The 20,203-nt window shown below is 67.0% G+C and carries 12 protein-coding genes; 9 read left to right on the forward strand and 3 right to left on the reverse strand.

From position 1 onward, the window contains the following. Positions 1–40: 40 nt before the first annotated feature. Positions 41–1,501, forward strand: coding sequence for an MFS transporter (locus FGD68_RS04365; protein WP_119372273.1), 1,461 nt, complete (start codon positions 41–43; stop codon positions 1,499–1,501). A gap of 92 nt (positions 1,502–1,593) precedes the next feature. Here FGD68_RS04365 and FGD68_RS04370 read toward each other — a convergent pair whose 3' ends face one another. Beyond that, positions 1,594–2,214, reverse strand: a complete 621-nt coding sequence (locus FGD68_RS04370; protein WP_119372274.1) for a cysteine hydrolase family protein — start codon at positions 2,212–2,214, stop codon at positions 1,594–1,596. Between the two features lie 321 nt (positions 2,215–2,535). On the opposite strand from FGD68_RS04370, the gene FGD68_RS15615 reads away from it, so the two are divergent. The 3 genes from FGD68_RS15615 to FGD68_RS04385 all read left to right on the forward strand — a co-directional run bounded on the left by FGD68_RS15615 (position 2,536) and on the right by FGD68_RS04385 (position 7,926). After that, positions 2,536–2,811: a hypothetical protein gene (locus tag FGD68_RS15615; protein WP_237609822.1), complete on the forward strand. Its 276-nt coding sequence runs from the start codon at positions 2,536–2,538 to the stop codon at positions 2,809–2,811. Then, positions 2,790–3,695, forward strand: a complete 906-nt coding sequence (locus FGD68_RS15620; protein ID WP_237609823.1) for an MFS transporter — start codon at positions 2,790–2,792, stop codon at positions 3,693–3,695. The genes FGD68_RS15615 and FGD68_RS15620 overlap by 22 nt, the downstream gene beginning before the upstream one ends. Before the next feature lie 82 nt (positions 3,696–3,777). After that, entirely contained in the window at positions 3,778–7,926 is a 4,149-nt protein-coding gene (locus FGD68_RS04385) for a beta-L-arabinofuranosidase domain-containing protein (protein ID WP_119372275.1), read from the forward strand. 453 nt (positions 7,927–8,379) lie between these two features. Here the strand turns inward: FGD68_RS04385 and FGD68_RS04390 are convergent, their stop codons facing one another. Beyond that, complete coding sequence (locus tag FGD68_RS04390; RefSeq protein WP_315850982.1) at positions 8,380–9,420, reverse strand: LacI family DNA-binding transcriptional regulator; 1,041 nt, start codon at positions 9,418–9,420, stop codon at positions 8,380–8,382. Between the two features lie 13 nt (positions 9,421–9,433). Continuing rightward, complete coding sequence (arfA, locus tag FGD68_RS04395; protein WP_119372279.1) at positions 9,434–10,960, reverse strand: arabinosylfuranosidase ArfA; 1,527 nt, start codon at positions 10,958–10,960, stop codon at positions 9,434–9,436. A gap of 198 nt (positions 10,961–11,158) precedes the next feature. Between arfA and FGD68_RS04400 the strand changes: the two genes are divergently transcribed. From FGD68_RS04400 to FGD68_RS04420, 5 genes are all read left to right on the forward strand, one after another. After that, a complete protein-coding gene (locus tag FGD68_RS04400; protein ID WP_182480871.1) occupies positions 11,159–12,421 on the forward strand; it encodes a sugar ABC transporter substrate-binding protein in 1,263 nt (420 codons plus the stop codon). Between the two features lie 28 nt (positions 12,422–12,449). Further along, positions 12,450–13,349: a carbohydrate ABC transporter permease gene (locus tag FGD68_RS04405; protein ID WP_147361594.1), complete on the forward strand. Its 900-nt coding sequence runs from the start codon at positions 12,450–12,452 to the stop codon at positions 13,347–13,349. Continuing rightward, on the forward strand, positions 13,349–14,224 hold the full coding sequence (locus FGD68_RS04410; RefSeq protein WP_104235906.1) for a carbohydrate ABC transporter permease: 876 nt from the start codon (positions 13,349–13,351) through the stop codon (positions 14,222–14,224). Before FGD68_RS04405 ends, FGD68_RS04410 begins: the two co-directional genes overlap by 1 nt. 46 nt (positions 14,225–14,270) lie before the next feature. After that, positions 14,271–16,190 carry a glycoside hydrolase family 127 protein gene (locus tag FGD68_RS04415; RefSeq protein ID WP_119372277.1) on the forward strand — a complete coding sequence of 640 codons (1,920 nt, stop codon included), beginning with the start codon at positions 14,271–14,273 and terminating at the stop codon, positions 16,188–16,190. Positions 16,191–16,282: 92 nt separating this feature from the next. Next, positions 16,283–20,170 (forward strand): DUF5695 domain-containing protein, encoded by a 3,888-nt coding sequence (locus FGD68_RS04420; protein ID WP_147361595.1) that lies wholly within the window; start codon positions 16,283–16,285, stop codon positions 20,168–20,170. The last annotated feature ends 33 nt before the right edge of the window (positions 20,171–20,203 follow it).

Raw genomic sequence — 20,203 nt, forward strand, 5'->3', positions numbered from 1 at the left:
CATCCCCATCGAAGCCCGGAGATCCTCCATGTCCTCTTCCATGCCCTCGCGGAATGCCTCCAGCGCATCCGCCTCTCCCCAGCGCTGGTGGGCGCTGGTCGTCCTCGCGCTCACCCAGCTCGTGGTGGTGCTCGACGGCACCATCGTCAACATCGCCCTGCCGCAGGCCCAGCAGGAGCTCGGCCTCAGCGACGTCGAGCGCCAGTGGGTCGTCACCGCGTACGCGCTCGCGTTCGGGGCCCTGCTGCTGCTCGGTGGCCGGGTCGCCGACTACTGGGGCCGCAAGCGCACCTTCATGGTGGGCATGATCGGCTTCGGCATCGCCTCCGTCATCGGCGGCCTGGCCCAGAACGGCACCGAGCTGATCGTCGCGCGCGGCCTCCAGGGCGTGTTCGCGGCCCTGCTCGCACCCGCCGCCCTCGCGCTGCTGACCGTGACCTTCCCGAGCGGGCGCGAGCGGAACACCGCCTTCGCGGTCTTCGGCACGGTCGCGGGTGCCGGCGCCGCCGTCGGCCTCGTCCTCGGCGGCGTGCTGACCGAGTTCGCCGACTGGCGGTGGTGCCTGCTCGTCAACGTGTTCTTCGTCATCGTCGGGGTCATCGGCGGCGCCGTCCTGGTCACCGAGAGCAAGGCCGAAGGCGACAACCGCTACGACATCCTCGGTGCCGTCACCGTGACACTCGGCCTCGGCTCGCTCGTGTACGGGTTCACCCTCGCCGAGCACGGCTGGGGCCAGATCGACACGATCGGCTTCCTCGCCCTGGGTGCCGGCCTGCTGGCACTCTTCGTCCTGATCGAGAGCCGTGTCGCCCAGCCCCTGCTCCCGTTGCGCGTGGTCACCGACCCGGTCCGAGGAGGAGCGTTCCTCATCCAGGCCATCGTGGGCAGCGTGCTGATCGGAGCCATGCTGTACGTCGCGTTCCACCTGCAGATCGTGCTCGGCATGGATCCGCTGCCGGCAGGACTCGCCACGCTCCCCATGACGCTGATGATCATGCTCATGGCGCCCGTCGCGACGAAGCTGCTCTCCTCCGCGGGGCCGCGCCCCATGATGATCGGCGGGCCGCTGATCTCCGCCGCCGGCCTCGCCTACCTCAGCCGCATCACGGTCGACGGCTCCTACTTCGTGCAGGTGATGCCGGCGCTGATCGTCCTGGGCGTCGGCATGGCGTTCATCTTCGTCCCGCTGCAGAACCTCGCCCTCACCGGCGTGGAGCCGCAGGACGCCGGCGCCGCATCGGCGATGTTGAACTCCGCCCTGCAGATCGGCGGATCGATCGGCCTGTCGGTGTTCACCGCCCTGTACGCCTCCACGGTCGACCGCTACGACGGCGGTGGATCGGAGCTCGACGCCTTCACGAGCGGCTACTCGGTGGCCTTCCTCGCGGCGGCCATCGGACTGGTGCTGGCTTCGATCATCGCGGCCGTGTTCATCCGCGGCTCGAAGTCGGACCTGCTTCCCCAGGGTGCGGACGCGGAGGCCGCGGTACCGGTGCACTGATCCTGAGCGCATGACGGAGACGGCCTCCCGCACCATCTCGGTGCCGGAGGCCGTCTCTACGTTCGTGGCTATGTGGCCAGAGTGACTAGCAGTCAGTCGGCGGCGGACGCTCCGGCGGCGGCGAGCACTCCCTCGCCGGTGATGCGGGACATCGCCTCCCGCCAGGGCAGGACGGTCGCGAAGGCCGCGCCCATGATGGCCAGCGATGCCTCGTGCTGACCGGGCGCGCCGGCGACGCAGTCCGAGGCGACGTACATGTCGAAGTCGCGCATGTATCCCGACCGCACCGTCGACTCCACGCAGATCGAGGTGACCGTCCCCGTGACGAGGACATTTGTGGCGCCGAGCGTCCGCAGCACCTGCTCCAGCGGGGTGTTCAGGAAGGCGTCGTAGCGGTTCTTGTCGATGACCGCCTCGCCCTCCGCTGGCGTCAGGTCCGCGTGGACGTCCGCGTCCCAACTGCCGCGCTCGAGCAGCTCGAAGTTCGGCGGGAGGAAGCCCTCCATCCGCATCGGGAGGTCGACCATCCCGGGGCGGAAGACGCTGCGGGTGTAGATGACCGGGATCCTCGCGGCGCGCGCGGCCGCGATGGCCTGTGCGTTCGCGGCGATGACCGAGTCGACGTCGGGTATCCCCATGCCGAGGCGGGGGAGTGACCCGTCGGGGTGGATGAAGCCGTTCTGCATGTCGATGACGAGCAGTGCGCTGGACATTCCGTCTCCTTGCTGAGCAGGTGTGACGCGGCCGGCATCGTGCGGACCGCGCGGCCGTGGTCGGCCTGCGACCCGGCGCGTTAGACCCACGAAGCCGATGCAGGAGATCGAGGGTGCCTCCCCGCTGGGGCTGCGGTGCAGCCGGCGGGCGCCCTCGCCGAGGACTAGCCCAGTCCATCAGGTCCGCGGGTCGGATCCGTATCGGGTGTGTTTCGGGTATGTGAATCGACGGCCTGGCTTTATGCGTGCTGCCGTCCGCAGCAGCCGTCCCGACCAGCCCTGCGCGGCGTAACTGTATGTTTTGTACGGTAATCATCACGGATGACGAAGGCGCACGCACACGCATCTTCTCTGACAGGAGCTGGCCGGCGGTGGGCGGTGCTGGCGACCGTCGCGGCTGGGCTGCTCCTGATCACTCTGGACAACTCGATCCCGTACACGGCGCTTCCGACGTTGGTGACGGAGCTCGGAGCGGACAGCTCGGAGAGCCTCTGGATCGTCAACGCCTACCCGGTCGTGATGGCGGGACTGCTCCTCGGTGCCGGCACGCTGGGGACCGTGTCGGCCACCGGCGGATGTTCCTCATCGGCCTGGTGATCTTCGGGGTCGCGTCGCTGGCGGCCGCCTTCGCGCCGACGCCCGGGATCCTGATCGCGGCACGCGCCATCCTCGCGGTCGGTGCCGCGTCGATGATGCCCGCGACGCTCGCGCTGATCCGTCTGACGTTCGAGGACGAGCGGGAGCGCAGCATCGGCATCGGCGTGTGGGGGAGCACCGCGGTCGTCGGCAGCGCTCTCGGCCCCATCGTCAGCGGCCTGCTGCTCTCGCGATTTCCATGGGGGTCGGTGTTCCTCATCAACGTGCCCGTCGGGATCGCGGCGATCATCGCCACCGTGGTCCTGGCCCCGCACAACGACGCCGATGCGTCGAAGAAGTGGGACCTGCTGTCGTCCGTGCTGGCATTGGTCGCGCTCGTCGGCATGGTCCTCGCGATCAAGGAGATCGCGAAGGGCGGCTCCGTTCCCGTCATCGCACTCGCCCTCGCCGGTGCGGTCATCGGCGGAACCCTGTTCGTCCGGCGGCAGCTGGTGCTGCCCTACCCGCTCCTGGTGTTCGGGATCTTCCGCAATCCCGCGTTCCTGGCGGGGACCCTCGCAGCAGGATTCTCGATGTTCACGACCGCCGGCGTGCAGCTCGTCACGACTCAGCGATTCCAGCTGGTCGCGGGCTTCACCCCCCTGGAGGCGGGATTCCTGGTGGTCGCGGTCGCCGTCGCCAGTGGTCATCCCCTGGTCGAGGTCCGTAGGCCCGTAGGGAGGCTTGCGCCGGTGGAGGCGCGGAGATCGAACTCGGCCTCGAGTCACTGGAGGTCGAGCGCGAAGTTGAGGACGGCGAGGTCGGTCGCTTGGCTCGCGTCGGCCTCGGCTCGCGCCTCTGCAGACGGCAGTCACGGCAGATGCCTTCCTGCCGCGTGTTGTTAACGGTAACATCCGGCTCATGCACATTCGCGGTGTGCCTAGAGCGGCCCCGGGACGGTGAACTCAATGATGAGAGGCGCCACTGATGACGACAAGACGACCTACACCGATGGCAGTTGCGGTGGTGATGGCGCTCACCGCAGGACTTCTGTCGGTCGGCGCGCCGGCGAACGCCGCGCCGAATACCTCGCTTGACGGGAGGAAGGCGCTTGAGCTGTCCTTTGACGGGTCCCTCAACGACACCAGCGGCCGCAGCACTCCCACCAGCATGCAGAAGGGCGCGGCGGCATACGCGGCTGGCATCTCGGGTCAGGCCTTCGCATTCGACGGCTCCAACGCCGTAAGTCTCGGCACCTCTGCATCCCTCCAGCCCGCCGACCTGACCGTCTCGTTCTGGTTCAACCCGAGCGTCGCGATGACCGGCGAGCAGGTCTTCACATGGAATAAGACGGCGTACAACTCCGAGGGGTGGTACCTCACCTCGGAGGGCGATGGCACGCCGCTCGCGCTATCGATCGGACCCTCGAGCAGTCAGCCATACAAGGTCGCAGTCGAGTCCTCTCGCGCCTCCTTCTTCCCGACGAACACCTGGACCCACGTCGTCGCCACTTATGACAAGGCCACCAAGCAGGTCGCGTTCTACCGCAACGGCGTGAAGCAGAGCTCGGCGGTCAAGACCGCTCCCTCCGCCGCAGCCTCGGGCATCCTCGGCTCCGAGGCCACGTCGACCAAGACCATCGGCTTCAACGGTCCGCAGTACAACGGCGCGCACCTCCGAGGACTCCTCGACGAATACGTTCTCTACGACGGTGTCGCGACCACGACCGACGTCGTGTCCCTCACCAAGGCAGGGAACCCCTCCTTCGACGCGGCCGCAGTGGCGAAGAGCGACCTCGACGCGGCCGCGGTGCCGTCGAGTACCGTCCTGGACTTCCCGGTGCCGACAACCGGAGCCAAGGGTTCCACGATCGGATGGACCTCATCCGACCCCGACCGGATCGCGATCGACGGCGGCAACGCGGTCGTCACCCCTCCCACCGGCACCACCCCCACCTCCGTGACCCTCACCGGCTCAGCGAGCTACGGCGGCAGCGCGCCGGTGGCACGGACCTTCACCGTGCAGGTCCTCCCTGAGGGCCTCGAGAGCTCGATCTACCTGATCGAAGCCGGGCTGGCCGACGTCGACGTCGAGGACCCTTACCTGGAGAACGGTGAGAAGCAGACTGTCGAGTACCTGCTCAGTCTGGATCCCGAGCGCTTCCTGCACTCCTTCTACGAAGAGGCCGGCCTCGCTCCCACGACGTCGGCCGGCTACGGCGGGTGGGAGCGCGACACCAACGTCCGCTTCCAGGGCCACTTCTTCGGCCACTTCATCTCCGCGCTCTCGCAGGCGTCCGCCACGGCAGAGGACCCGACCACGAAGGCTGCGCTCCTCTCCAAGCTCACTGCTTCCGTCAACGGCCTGAAGAAGGTCCAGGATGCCTATGCACTGAAGGATCCGACCAACGCAGGGTACGTCTCGCCGTTCCCCGTCTCCTACCTCCCCTCTGGAGCCGACGGACTGCTCGTGCCGTTCTACAACCTGCACAAGGTGCTCGCGGGTCTGCTCGACGCGCAGAAGTACGCGCCCCGTGAGGTGTCCGCCACGGCCCTCTCCGTCGCCGACGGTTTCGGTACCTGGATCCGCAACTGGGGTGGCCGCCAGGCCGACCCGACGCTGCTCCTGCGCACCGAGTACGGCGGAATGAACGAGGCGCTCTACAAGCTCTTCGAGATCACGGAGAAGCCCGAGCACAAGCGCGCAGCCGAGTACTTCGACGAGAAAGCCCTCCTTGAGCGTCTGGCGAACAATGAGGACGTGCTCAATGGCCTGCACGCGAACACGACGATCCCCAAGCTGATCGGCGCGCTCAAGCGCTACACGGTCTTCACGGACAACCCCACCCTCTATGCCACGCTGACAGACGGCGAGAAGGCGGACCTCGGGATGTACCGCCGCGCCGCGGAGAACTTCTTCCGCATGGTGGACGAGACGCACACCTATGCCAACGGCGGGAACAGCGAGTCCGAGCACTTCCACGCCGCGGGCACGCTCTACGAGTACGCGACGAGCGGTCGGACCAGCGGCTACGGCGAGAACTCGACGTCCGAGGGCTGCAACATCTACAACATGCTCAAGCTCGCCAGAGGGCTGTTCGAGGTGACGAAGGACGTGAAGTACGCCGACTTCTACGAGGACGCCTACATCAACGGAATCCTCGCCTCACAGAACCCCGACACCGGCATGGTCACCTACTTCCAGCCGCAGACCGCCGGCTACGCCAAGGTCTTCGGCAAGGAGCAAGACGAGTTCTGGTGCGACCACGGATCAGGCATCGAGAGCTTCACCAAGCTCGGCGACTCGATCTACTTCGAAGGCGAGCGCACGGTCTACGTGAATCTCTTCCGGTCATCGGTGCTCAAGTCGCCGGCGGCGAACATGAAGCTCACGCAGACGGCCGACATACCCAACTCCGACACGGCGAGCTACACGATCGCGGCTCTCGACGGGGGCGCGGTCGCCGACGGCACGACGGTGCGCCTGCGCATCCCGTCATGGGTCGACGGAACTCCGACCCTCACGGTCAACGGCGCTGCACGCAGCATCGCCTCCCTCACTGAGGGCGGTTACGTCGTCGTCCCGGTCGCCGCGGGAGACACCCTCTCCTGGAAGCTCCCGGCGAAGGTGACCGTCTCGGCCGAGACCGAGAACGCGAACTTCGCAGCCTTCAAGTACGGGCCTGTACTGCTCGCGACCGAGCTGAACCGGAACAACGTCGAGGCGTCCTACCCCGCTGGCGTGCTCGTCCAGATGAGCGTCGCCGACAAGTCGGTGAACTCGAGCGTGACCGTCGCCGACGCGGCCGCCTGGAAATCCGGGATCCGCGACAACATGGTGCGACTGCCCAACGGCACCAACAACAACGGGGCGCAGACGATCCGGTTCGGCATGAAGAACGTCGACACCGCCTCGGCAGCCCGCGTCTTCGAGCCCTACTACAGCCTCCACGACGCGCGTTACGCGACGTACCTCACGTTGATCGCTCCCGACTCCCCGGAAGCGCAGGCTCTGATCCTCAAGGAGAAGCAGCAGCTGCGCACCGACGAGACGACGATCGACTCGCTGACCTCGTTCGACAACAACAACAGCGAGGCCGACAAGAACTACAAGTCCAACAGATCCAGTGTGGGCACCTGGCAGGGAGAGGGCTACCGTGACGGGGAGCGTTCCCCGGAGGCCTACTTCCAGTACGACATGATCGTCGACCCGACGCTGGCGAAGAACTACCTTGGCGTCCGCTACTACGGCGGGGATGCGGGGCGCACCTTCGATGTCTACCTCAACGACGTGAAGCTCAAGACCGAGGTGGTCTCGGGTGCGGCCGGATCGACGAAGTGGTACATCCAGTACGACGAGATCCCGAAGGCGGTCCTCGACGGGATCGTCGCGAAGGACAGCTACAAGCGCGACCAGGCCGGGAACTACGTGCTCGATGCGAAGGGCCAGAAGGTACCGGTCGTGACCGTGCGCTTCCAGGGGAACGGCACCACGAGCAACGTCGGCGGTGTCTTCGGGGTCTACACCTCCGAGTCCACCTCGTTCGGGACGAACGCCGAGCTCACGAAGCTGACATCGGATGTCGGGACCCTCGCGCCAGCCTTGGCAACGGGTGTGCGGGACCACACCCTCACAGTTCCGACCTCGACCACGAGTGTCTCGCTCGACATCGATCCGGCGGTCGCGAGCGGACTGGTCCGCGTCGATGGCGTGCTGATCGACGATGCCGAACGCAGGACCGTGCGCCTGGCGACGACGGGATCCACGACCGTCATGATCACCTCCTCCGCCCAGGACCACACGACCACGGCGACGTACAAGCTGCTGATAGTGAAGGAGAGCGCGCCAGCCCTGGCGACCAAGGCGTCGACTTCGTCTCGTTGCGTCTCTGGCAAGGTCGTCCTGACCGTGACAGCACGCAATGATGCAATGGTCCCGACGGACCTGACCATCGGCTCGCCGTTCGGCTCGAAGGCCTTCGCGAGCGTGGTTCCAGGCAAGACCGTGACCCACGCCTACACGACACGCGCAACGTCTATACCCGCGGGCACTGCGACGGTCACTGCGACGGCGACAGTGAACGGTGCGCCCGTCACCACGGCTACGACAACCAGTTACACGGCACGCAGCTGCTGAGCGCACAGCGCTGACGACGGCGGCCACCGGGGGATCCCCGGCGGCCGTCGTTCGTCGGACCAACGCTGTCGGTCGATGAGTGGGTCCGGAAGTTCCCTCTGCCCTCCTACCTGCGCTGCGCGACGGCCATAGCTCGTAACGGCGGCGAGAGGTGGGCAGCGGCGTGGTGGGGGAGTGCCGAGGCGTAGACATGCAACGAAGTGCCTTAGCGGATGTGGGAGGAGGTTCGCACGGATCCTGCGGGTCTGAACGACTACTAGATCTACCAACCTGACCTGCATATGGAGGTGCTGTTCTCCCACACGGGTCCGTTCGCGACGTCACTCGACCCGTCGCCGCGCTGGATCAACGTGCCGGAGGTACGGGTAAGTGGGTGTGGCAAGCCGAGCGGAGGGCGCTGGAGGATGGGTCCTCGAGCGTGGAGTAGTTGGTGGCTGACGCACGTGCGTGTGCCTACGCGCTGCGACGGGAGATGAGCGAGTGCTCGACGACGATCTCGCTCGGGTGCGTCGGTGGGCCGTTTCTGATGCGTTGGGCGAGGAGGTCGACTGCCGTCTTGGCGATCTGGCGGCTGCCGGGATCGATCGTGGTGAGGGCGGGTATCGCGTACGCGGCGGCGGTGACGTTGTCGAAGCCGACAACTGCGATGTCCTCCGGTACGCGGATGCCGCGGACGTGCAATGCGTGAAGTGCTCCGAAGGCCAGGGTGTCGTTGAAGCAGAAGACAGCGTCCAGAGGGACTCGGGAGTCGAGCAGCTGGGTCATCGCGACGGCACCGTCGGCTTGGTGCCACTCTGTGGCGACCGCGACGAGGGCGGGGTCGAACGGGATCGCGTTCGCCTTGAGGGCGCCGCGGTACCCGTCCAAGCGGAGTGCAGCGGCGCTGACGGATCCGCCGGCCGGGTTGCTGCCGATCGCGGCGATGCGCCGGTGTTGGCGGTCGATCAGGTACTGCGTGGCAGTGGCCGCGGCGGCGGTGTTCGCCATGGTCACGTGATCGACCGGGCCGTCGAAGATCCTGTCGCCCAGGAGAACGAGTGGTCGGTCGCCGACGAGTACTTTCTCGTCTCCGGGGCCGAGGGCGTGGGGCTGGAAGATCAGTCCGTCGGACAGTTGACGGCTGGAGCCGGAGAGGACGGCGATCTCGGCGTCCCGGCGCGCTCCGGTCTGCTGGATGATCACGGTCCAGCCGTGCCGCTCGGCCTCCGACATGATGCCCGTCGCGAGCTGGCCGAAGTACTCGATTGCGAGATCCGGGATCGCGAGGGTGATGAGCCCGGTCTGGCCGGTCCGTAGTCCGCGGGCGGAGACGTTGAGCTGGTACCCGAGATCGCGGACCGCCTTGAGGACGAGATCGCGGGTCTCGGGTCTGACGTTGGCGTTACCGCTGAGCACGTTGGAGACCGTGCGAGCGGTGACACCGGAGGCAGCGCCAACATCGGCCATGGTCACCGGGCGAGTTCGTGACCGCGGCATCGGCATCACCCCTCCCATGAGCGTTTCCCGATCATCCCACGTCGACGGTCGGCGAGAGGCGCACGATCACCCAGGCGATGGCGGGGATCTGGAACGAGAGGACGCCGTCGGACAACGCGACGGCGAGGAGCTGCGGAGTGACGGTATGGGGGAGCTCCGCCGAGTTCGTCGCGAACGGGTTCTCGTGTCGGAGGATCAGCGCCTCCGTCACGGTGAGGGCGGGGAACGCGGTGAGGTCGACCGTGGTCGCCGTGACGCCGTCGGTCGCGCGGTTGACGATCATCAGGTCGAGGGATCCGTCGACGTGCGCCGCTGCCGCGAAGGCGAGGATGGGAGCGGAGTCCTCGTTCTCTCCCATTCTGTCCGCCTCGACGACGGTCCGGAGCGCGGTTGCGCCGGCGGAGCGCCGTGCCTGGGCGAACGGCCAGAAGGTGCTCTGCCGCCAAGCGGGGCCGTCCGGCTCGGTCATGATCGGACCAATGACGTTCACCAGCTGAGCCATGCTCGCCGCACGGACGATATCCGCTCTGTTGATCATGCTGATGAGCATGTCGCCCACGACGACGGCGTCCGCTGCCGTGTAGCGGTCCTCGAGGAGCCGGGGCGCCTCCTCCCACTCGAGCCCTCTGGTGACGCGCTCGTCGTGTGCGACGAAGTCCCACACGTTCCACTCGTCGAAGGAGATGGCGATCGGACGCTCTGATCGCGTCTGTGCTCGCACCTGTCCGATCGTGTCTGCGATGGCGGATATGAAGCGGTCCATCGCGACGCCGGAGGCGAGGAACGCGGGAAGGTCGCCGTCGTAGCGGAAGTACTGGTGGCACGACACGAAGTCGACGTGCTCGATCGTGTGCAGCAGCACCTCCTGCTCCCAGGCTCCGAAGGTGGCCATCCGATCGTTCGAGCTGCCGCAGACGATCAGTTCGAGGTCGGGGTCGAGTGCGCGCATGGCAGCGGCGGTCCGGGCGGCGAGACGCCCGTACTCGCCGGCGCTCAGGTGGCCGATCTGCCACGGCCCGTCCATCTCGTTGCCGATGCACCAGAGACGGATGCCGTGCGCCTCGTCGGCGCCGTTCGCGCGCCGCTCGTTCGAGAGAGTGGTGCCGCCGGGGTGGTTCGCGTACTCCAGCAGGTGCAGGGCCGAGCGGATTCCATCGGTCCCGAGGTTGAGCGCCATCATCGGCTCAACGCGCGCCGCCCGGCACCAGCGGACGAACTCGTCGATCCCGAAGCGGTTCGGCTCGACGGTGTGCCAGGCCGGATCGAGCCGGACGGGACGGTCCTCGACCGGGCCGATGCCGTCGCGCCAGTCGTAAGCCGAGACGAAATTACCGCCCGGGTAGCGGACGGTCGTGACCCCGAGCTCCTCGACGAGCGCGAGGACATCGGTGCGGAATCCCTCGGCGTCGGCACTCTCGTGCGAAGGATCGAGCAGGCCGCCGTACACGCCCCGGCCCAAGTGCTCCACGAACGATCCGAAGAGCCGCGGATCGATCGTCCCGACCGTGAAGGCGGGGTGCACGACGCCGTGCGCATGGTGGACGGGGTGCGTGGTCATGGCCATTCCGTTTCATCGATGAACTGGTGCGGCCAGTATGCACGCTCGACCGCCACACCGCGATACGACGGAGAAGACATTGAGTGTTGACGAGGCTGGCTCAGCGGCTTTACTATCCGACAGCGGTCCTCGATTTCATCGATGAAATGCCTGCGACAGGTGGCCGAGTCAACGAAGACAGTGAAAGCGAGGCACGTCGTGAGGCGTCACAGCACCCGGATCAGCATCGTCGCAGCGGCCACAGCCGCCACTGCGGCCCTCCTCCTCAGCGGCTGCACGCCGTCGTCCGCAGGAGGCGCCTCGGCCGGGAACGGCGGCGACACCCTGACCGTCTGGCACTACTACTCCGTCGACGGCCAGACTGCCGGACTCGAGGAGCTCGCATCGGACTTCGAGTCGACGCACGAGGGGGTTGCAGTCGAGAACGTCTACGTTCCGTTCGACCAGCTGACGAACAAGCTCGTGCAGGCCGCGGGAACGGGCACCGGCCCCGATGTGGTCGTCTACAACGCCGCCGACACGTACACCCTCACCGAAGCGAAGGCCATCGAGCCGATGAATGAGTGGTGGGACCAGTACGCCGACGCCGGGCAGTTCCCCGACGCCGTCGTGCAGAAGGTCGGCGACGACGTCATGGGCGTGCAGGGCTTCGTGAACCTGATCGGCCTCTGGTACAACCAGGACATCCTCACCGAGCTGGGTGTCGACGCTCCCACCACGTTCGAGGAGCTCGAGGCGGATCTCGCCTTGGCTACGGCCGCCGGGAAGGACGGCATCACGCTGACCGGTAAGGCAAACTCCGAGGGCGAGTGGCAAGCGTTCCCGTGGCTCTCGCGTGCCGGGTGGGACTACGCCGCACCCGAGCAGCAGCCTCTGCAGGACGCGTTCGCGATGGTGCAGGACTGGACCTCGAAGGGCTACCTGACCAAGGAGGCGGCGACGTGGGACCAGACGGTCCCCTTCCAGCAGTTTGCCGCGGGGAACACGGCCTTCGCCGTCAACGGCAACTGGCAGATCACCTCGGCCGAGAAGGACGCCGCGTTCGAGTACGGGGTCGTGCCGATCCCCGTCGGTGACGGCGGCTCGGTCTACCTGGGCGGTGAGGTGCAGAACGTGGGCGCCTTCTCCGAGAACAAGGCGCTCGCACAGGAGTACCTCGAGCAGGAGTTCTTCTCGAAGCAGGGGCAGCTGACGCTGCTCGACGCCTTCGGCTCGATCCCCGCCCGTGCCGACGCGGCCGCCGACGAAAAGGTCGGCAGCGACCCGATCCTCTCCCAGTTCGCGGCGATCCTCCAGGACGACGGCCACACCTCGCCCGACCCGGCGATCCCGTCCGAGAACGTCGCAAAGGTGCTGCAGACCGTCGGTGAGTCCTGGAGCGCGGCGGTCGCCGGTAGCGGGAGCCCCGAGCAGCTCTCGAACGACTTGATGACGACCCTGACGCCGCTGCTCCAGCAGTAGCAGATCCTGACAAGAGAACGGAGCGACCGTGAGCAGCACCTCGACCACGACCCGGAGACGATCCGGCGTCGGCGGTGGCAGATTGGGCTTTGCCGCACCCGGAGGGGTGCTGCTCGCGGCGCTGTCGCTCTACCCCATCTACCTGCTGACGAGGATGAGCGTCAGCGAGGTCAGCTCCGGAACTCTCAACGGGGACTGGCCGTTCGTCGGAGTCCAGAACTTCCTCGCGCTGCTCCAGGGCTCCGACCTCGGCGGCGCCACGCTGCGCACCGGGGCCTTCGTGGTCCTGGTCACGGTTGTCGGGATCGTCGGAGGACTCGGAGCGGCGATCGCCCTACGGTCCTCCCGTCCGGGCAGTGCCTTCCTCCTGGGGATGATGGTCTTCATCTGGGCCATGCCGCCCGTAGTGAACGGCAGCATCTGGAAGTTCCTCCTCGCCGATCAGGGTCTGGTCAATACGCTCGTCCGGGCGACCGGCCTCTCGGCGGAGGGCGTCCCCTTCCTCTACGACGCGAGATTCGCGCTGCTCTCGGTCGCGATCGTGAATGCCTGGGCTGTCATCCCCTTCAACGCGCTGGTCTTCCGGTCGGCTCTGCTTGGCATCGACCCCGAGATCCTCGAGGCGGCCTCGGTCGACGGAGCGAGCCGCTGGCAGGAGATCCGGAGCATCCTCATCCCTGCAGCGCGGCCGACCGCCGTCATCCTGGCGATCCTGACCGTCGTCTACGCCTTCCGCAGCTTTGACTTCATCTACGTGATGACCGCCGGCGGCCCCGGAGACGCGACGTCCACGCTGCCCTACCTCAGCTACTCCCAGGCCTTCGTCCAGCACGACTACGGACTGGGATCCGCGACGGGCATCATCGCCCTCGTCATCGTGGCGGTCCTCGCCGTCGTCTACGTCCGATCGACCAGGAGCGAGTCCTGATGAGCACCCTCACCGCCCCCCTGACCCGTCTGCGAGGCGGCGCTGCGACCCGCGTCGCGCGACCGTCCCGCACCCGCGAGCCAGTCGCCCTCACCGCCCGCATGGTGCTCTACGTCCTGTACGGGCTGCCCCTTGTCTGGATCGTGCTCACCTCCGTCAAGCGCCAAGGCGACGTGGTCGGCGGAGCGATCTTCTCGGCTCCCTCCTTCGACGCGTATGCGGACGTGCTCGCGAACCCCGCCCTCGCGACGGCGCTCGCGCAGTCGGCGCAGATCGCCCTCGGGACCACTGCACTAGTGCTCGCGCTCGGCGTCCCGTTCGCCTACGCGCTGCGCCGTGTCGACGGCGTCGTGTCCGGTCTCGTCCTCGGGCTGCTGATCTTTCTGCAGATGGTGCCGCAGACGGCGAGCATCATCCCCCTGTTCGCGATCTTCAGCAGGCTTGGTCTGCTGGACACCACCGCGGGTCTCATCCTCGCGAATACGGCGATGCTGCTGCCGTGGGCCGTGCTGCTGCTGCGACCGTTCTTCGCCGCTGTGCCCGACGCCATCGAGGAGGCGGCCTCCATCGACGGGGCCGGTCGGCTGCGCATCTTCTTCGCCGTCGTCGTCCCGATCGTCCGAAACGGCATGGCGACGGTCGGCTCCCTGATCTTCCTTGTCGCTTGGGGCGAGTTCCTCTTCGCGATCAACCTCTTCCTCTCTCCGATCAACTACCCGATCAGCGCTCTCATCGCGCAGCAGACGTCGGGGTACGGGATCGACTGGCCCGGGCTGATGGCTCTCGCGGTCATCTCCTCGCTGCCGCTGCTGGTCGTCTACGTGCTGTCATTCCGACTGCTGCGTGAGGGCCTCGCCGTCGGCAGCGTCAAGTAGCCGCCCACCTCCCTCTCCTCCCACGCCGCTGTTGAAGGAATCCGTCATGCCCTCCTCCCAAGCTCTGCCCGTCGACCCGACCGCTGGAACCCTGACACCCCTCGCCATCGATCAGGTCCAGCTGGACCCGGAGGGGTTCTGGGGACGCAGGGTCGCCGTCAACGCGACCGCCACCTTCGAGCACAACCTCGGCTGGCTGGAGCGCGCCGGATGGCTACGCAACTTCGACCTTGCCGTCGGGGGCGGACTCGCCGAAGGCCGTCGCGGACGCGAGTTCGCCGACTCCGAGGTCTACAAGACCCTTGAAGGGCTCTGTTGGCACACCGCCGGACGTCAGGACCCGGAGACCGAGTCGCTCATCCGCGGTCTCACCGCCCGCATCGTGAGCGCGCAGGAAAGCGACGGCTACCTCGGCACCCGCTTCGGCCGGCACGGTCAGGCCGAGCGTTATAGCGACCTCGAGTGGGGCCACGAGCTGTACAACGCCGGACACCTCCTCCAGGCCGCGGTCGCGCGACTGCGCACCCACGGTGAGGACGAGTTCACGCAGGCTGCGCGCCGTCTCGCGGACCACATCTGCTCGGAGTTCGGGGCGAACGGCCGCCAGACAGTCTGCGGACATCCGGAAATCGAGGTGGGGCTCATCGAGTTCGCCCGCGCAACGGGGGAGGGACGCTACCTCGAGCAGGCCCGCCTGTTCCTGAACCGACGCGGCCACCAGAGCCTGGAAGACATCGAGTTCGGACGCGCCTACTTCCAGGACGACGTCCCGATCCGCGAGGCGGAGGTCCTGCGCGGACACGCGGTGCGCGCCCTCTACCTCACGTCCGCGGTGGTCGACGTCGCCGTGGACACTGACGACGCCGAGCTGCTCGCGATCGTCGAGCGGCAGTGGGAGGCCACAGTCGCACGCCGCACCTACATCACCGGTGGAATGGGCTCGCATCACCAGGACGAGGCATTCGGCGCCGACTTCGAGCTGCCCAACGACCGCGCGTACTGCGAGACCTGCGCCGGTGTCGGCTCGATCATGCTCTCGTGGCGGCTGCTGCTCGCTACCGGTCGCCCGCGCTACGCGGACCTGATCGAGCGCACTCTGTACAACATCATCGCCACCGCTGTCTCCGAGGACGGCCGCTCCTTCTTCTACGCGAACACCCTCCACCGGCGCGAGCCGGGCGCCGCGTCCTCTCCGGATGAGCAGTCCAAGCGCGCGGACTCCAGTCAGCGAGCGGCGTGGTTCGACGTCGCCTGCTGCCCCAACAACCTCGCCCGCACCTTCGCCACGCTGTCCGGCTACCTCGCTAGCACGGACGCGAAGGGTGTGCAGCTGCACCAGTATGCGTCCGCCACGATCTTCGCTGCTCTTCTCCAGGGAAACGTCTCGCTCGAGGTCTCCAGCGACCTGCCGGAGCGGGGGAGAGTCACCGTCACCGTCACGCGCACACCCGCCGAGCCGTGGACTCTGACGCTGCGGATCCCGACCTGGGCGACGAACGCGAACATCGTCGTCGTCTCCGCCGACGGGGAAGCTGCCGAGACGCCGACCGGACCATTTCACGGCACGGTCCACCTCGAACGGCGTTTCCGCGTCGGCGACCGGATCGAACTCCACCTCCCCTTCGAACCCGTCATCGTGCAGCCCGACGAGAGGATCGATGCCACCCGCGGCACCGTCGCCGTCCAGCACGGACCGGACATCCTCTGCCTTGAATCCGTCGACCTCCCCGCCGGGGCCCACGTCGACGACATCGCCTTGGACGCCCGAGCGGTCCCGATCGCACGAGGTGGGCGGGTGACCCTCGCCGGCAGCATCGCCGAACGCGACGAGCAAGAATGGCCCTTCTCCACACTCCCTCGAACCCCGCACCGGCGGCCGCTGACCGTGGCGCTCTCCCCGTACCGGTCATGGGGATCCCGAGGTCCCGTGTCGATGCGCATCTGGCTTGCCGTGAACCACTCCTGATTCCCGGGCCAGGTCCTGCCTTCGGGTGGACCCTCGCTCCTCCGCGGCGGCCACCGGTCACCGTATCCGCACTTCGATGAAGAAGGCAGAACATGTCCCTCACCTCACGCAGAGCCTCCCGGCTGCTCGCGGCACTCACGATCAGCGTAATCGCCGCAGCAGGATCGGTGGTGGTCGGCCAGACCGCCGACGCCGCCACCAGCTACCCCTACAGGCTCGCCTCCGACAAGATCCGCGCGAGCTTCGCCGCGGACGGATCGATGCAGTCGCTCAAGATCGTCGGCGACCTGCACGACACCGAATACCTGATGAACCCGGACAGCGCTCCGGAGCAGGCCTCCGAGACCAACAGCAAGTACCGCCAGTGGTTCGGGAACCTGATGTTCTCTTACGCGAACGGCACGGGAGCAGTGTCGAGTACCGGTGTCGGCGCGAACCCCTGGAAGACCGCGTGGACCTCCCAGTCGGCCGACGGCCGCACCGTCTCGGCGACGTCGAGCAGTGTGACGGTCACCCACCAGAACTCCACCAACGCGGAAGGCGTCAAGGGCTTCACCGTCACCGAGACGTACTCCCTCGCCGCTGACGGGTCCCTGGTCTGGAAGCAGGACGTCAAGAACACCGCTGCCACGCAGCTCGTCATCGGCGACTGGGGTGTCCCCGTCCCCGGCAACGAGCTGTGGAAGCAGGGCGACTCGATCTACGAGACCCGCGTCCTCACGCACTCCTATGTGGGCAAGAACGGCTCCTACGTCACTCTCGAGCGTCCCAGCGGCCAGGGCCCGTTCATCGCCATGACCGCCGACACCGCATCCGGCTCCGGATTCGAGTATCAGGACCGCTGGCGCACCGAGGAAGTCGGTAATACCTCCTGGGCCTGGAACTCGGCGAACGAGAGCTCGAACATCAAGGGCCTCAACATCTACTACCCGCACTCCACCGCGATCCAGAAGACCAACCGCGGCTACATCGGCTCCAGCAGTGTCGCCATCGCGCCCGGCGCGACGAAGAGCTACACCTACCGCATCGGCAAGGTCGATGACGACGCGGCACTCAAGCAGACGATGTTCGATCGAGGGCTGCTCGACACCACGGTGGTCCCCGGCCTCATCGTGCCCATCGACCGTCGCGCAGAGATGGCGTTCAGGATCAAAGGCACCATCACGTCGGTCACCGCGCGCAACCGCAACGACCTCAAAGGGGCAGCGCCCACGAACCCCGTCGTGACGTTCTCCCGGAGCAACGGCGACTACCGGATCTACGGGATGACCTTCGACCGCACGCAGCTGGGCGCCAACGACGTCACCGTCTCGTACACGGACCAGACCGGCGCCGCACGGCAATCCGTCCTCCAGTTCTCCGTGATCGACAGTGTCGCGGGGCTCCTCGACACGCACGCGAAGTTCATGGTCGAGAAGACCCAGTGGAAGCCGTCCGACGGGCTCCCAACAACCGACATCCGCAACTACACCTTCGACGACTGGATGATGAACGCCCCCGACGGCAGCCTCGCCACCGCGACGAACGCCCCTCAGGGCCGCCGCAACGAATACGCCGGCTACTACGGGCTCGGCGACGACTGGGGACTCCCGCACGGCCAGTTCCTCGCGGAGAAGCTCGTCGCCCTGCCCGACACCACCCAGATCAAGGCCCTCGACGACTACCTCCAGAAGGCCGTCTGGGAGAACCTGATGGGCAACACCTCGCCCACCGCCGCACCGAAGTACACCGTCTACGACTTCTGGGAGCAGGGGAAGCCCGGCAGTCTGAACACCACACCCGGCTATCGCGGCTACGCCTACCCGCACGTCTACAACACGTTCTTCGGCATGTACAACATCGCCAAGCAGAACCCCTCAGCCATCACCTACGCCCACCCCGCGCAGTGGTACCTGACGACGGCCTATGGGATCTTCAAGGAGCTCTACGAGGGACCCGTCGCCTACAACTGGGAGACCGGACTCATGGGCGAGCTCTCGACCCCCGATCTCATCGCCGCACTGCGCGCCGAGGGACTGGACATGCAGGCCAACGACATCGAAGCGAAGATGGCGATCAAGTACGCCAACTTCTCCTCCAACGCCTACCCCTACGGATCCGAGTACAGCTACGACAACACGGGGGAGGAAGCGGTCTACACCCTCGCCAAGCTGAACGTGAACGACGACAAGGCGAACGCACTGCGCGTCATGCGCGACATCGTCGCCAAGACGGAAGCCGCCCGCGGCCGCATGCCTGTCTGGTACTGGTACTCCGACCCCACCACCATCACGGGCGAGAACTGGTGGCAGTTCCAGTACAGCGCCTCCCTTGCCGGCTACACGATGGACGACTACATCAACCACACCTCGGCCCTCGAGACCGGAACCACGGCCATCACCGCCGCGCGCCGCGCCGAGCTGCAGCGTCTGAACTACGCCGGAAAGGTGGCAGGACTGGCGACCATCAACTCCGGCCAGATCAGCAACGCGCCGGCCAACATCGGAGCTGCATCGTGGTCCTACCAGGCCGAGCGCGGCAACCTCGGCACCCTCGGGGTCGGCGGAGGCCCGAACGTCAAGCTGAACAACGGCTGGCGCGGCATGACCGGCGAGAGCGATCTCGGACTGTGGGGCACCCTGCAGACCCTCAGCGCCGACGTCGTCACCGACGACCCGATCTTCGGAGTCGTCGGATACGGAGCGGACGTCTCGCGGGATGCCTACTCCACCACCGTCATCCCGAAGGACGGCCTGCAGCGCCGCCTCAACCTGGTCACTCAGCAGCTGTCGGTCGATCTTGAAAACGACGCCTACTCGCAGGCGATCGTCGGCTCGAACAGCGCCGACCTGCGCCTGGATATGCTCAACCGCACCGGCACTGCACACTCCGGCATCGCCGAAGTCAGCGGGCTCGCCCAGGGCAGCTACGCGGTCATCGTGAACGGCGTACGCCAGCGCACCGTGAACGTCTACCGCCCCGCGTCCCTCGCAGGAACGCTTCCCGCTCCGATTCGCGTACCGTTCGATGCGCCCGCGGGCAGCACGTACATCGTCCACCTGGTCTCGACCGCCCCAGGCGCGAATGCGGCGCCGACCGTCAATGCCGGTCCGGACCAGACCGGGCTGTCCCTCGGACTCGATCCGATCCAGCTCAGCGGATCCGCCTCCGACGACGGACTCGGTTCGCCGAACGGAACCCTGACGACGCAGTGGAGCGTGCAGTCCGCCCCTGCCGGTGCGACCGCAACCTTTGCATCGCCGACAGCTCGCCGGACGTCTTCGTCGGTGAGTGCCGCCGGCACCTACGTGTTCGCACTCCGGGCCGGCGACGGTGCCCTCGCAAGCACTGACACGGTGTCCGTGACCGTTCAAGCGCTGCAGCCGCTCCCCGCCGACTGGGTGACCTACACCTTCGGGTCATCATCGAATGACACTGTGCCGGACAGCTCCGGCAACGGCAACGCGCTCGCACTCAAAGGGGCCGCGGCGACCGCCACCGACGGCACGGCGGGCGTGCTGCGGCTGAATGGAAGCGACGGCGCGTACGCCCAGCTGCCAGCGGACATCCTGTCGCGCTCAAAGGACCTGACCATCTCCATGAGGGTGAAGGTCGACTCGATCTCAACCTTCGGCCGGCTGTTCGACTTCGGCAGCAGCACCCAGAAGTACGTGTTCCTCACGCCGAAGTCGACTGACGGGAAGCTCGGGCTCGCCCTGACGACCTCCGGTAATGGAGCGGAGACACGGATCCCGACGAACTTCACGATGAACGCTGGGCAGTGGACCGACATCAAGGTGACGTTCAAGGCGAACGCGAACGGCACGACGACGGGAACGATCTTCGCCAATGGAGTGCAGGTCGGGCAGAACACCGCCATGCCGATCGCTCCGAAGGACCTCGGCCGCACCAGCGGCAACTACCTCGGCAAGTCGCAGTTCCCCGACCCGTACCTCGCTGGCAGCTTCGACAGCTTCGAGATCGACGGAGTCGTGCGCTAGCCGCACCCGAAGGACCAGCGCTCAACCGGTCGT

Source organism: Clavibacter californiensis (assembly GCF_021952865.1).
Taxonomy (GTDB): Bacteria; Actinomycetota; Actinomycetes; order Actinomycetales; family Microbacteriaceae; genus Clavibacter; species Clavibacter californiensis.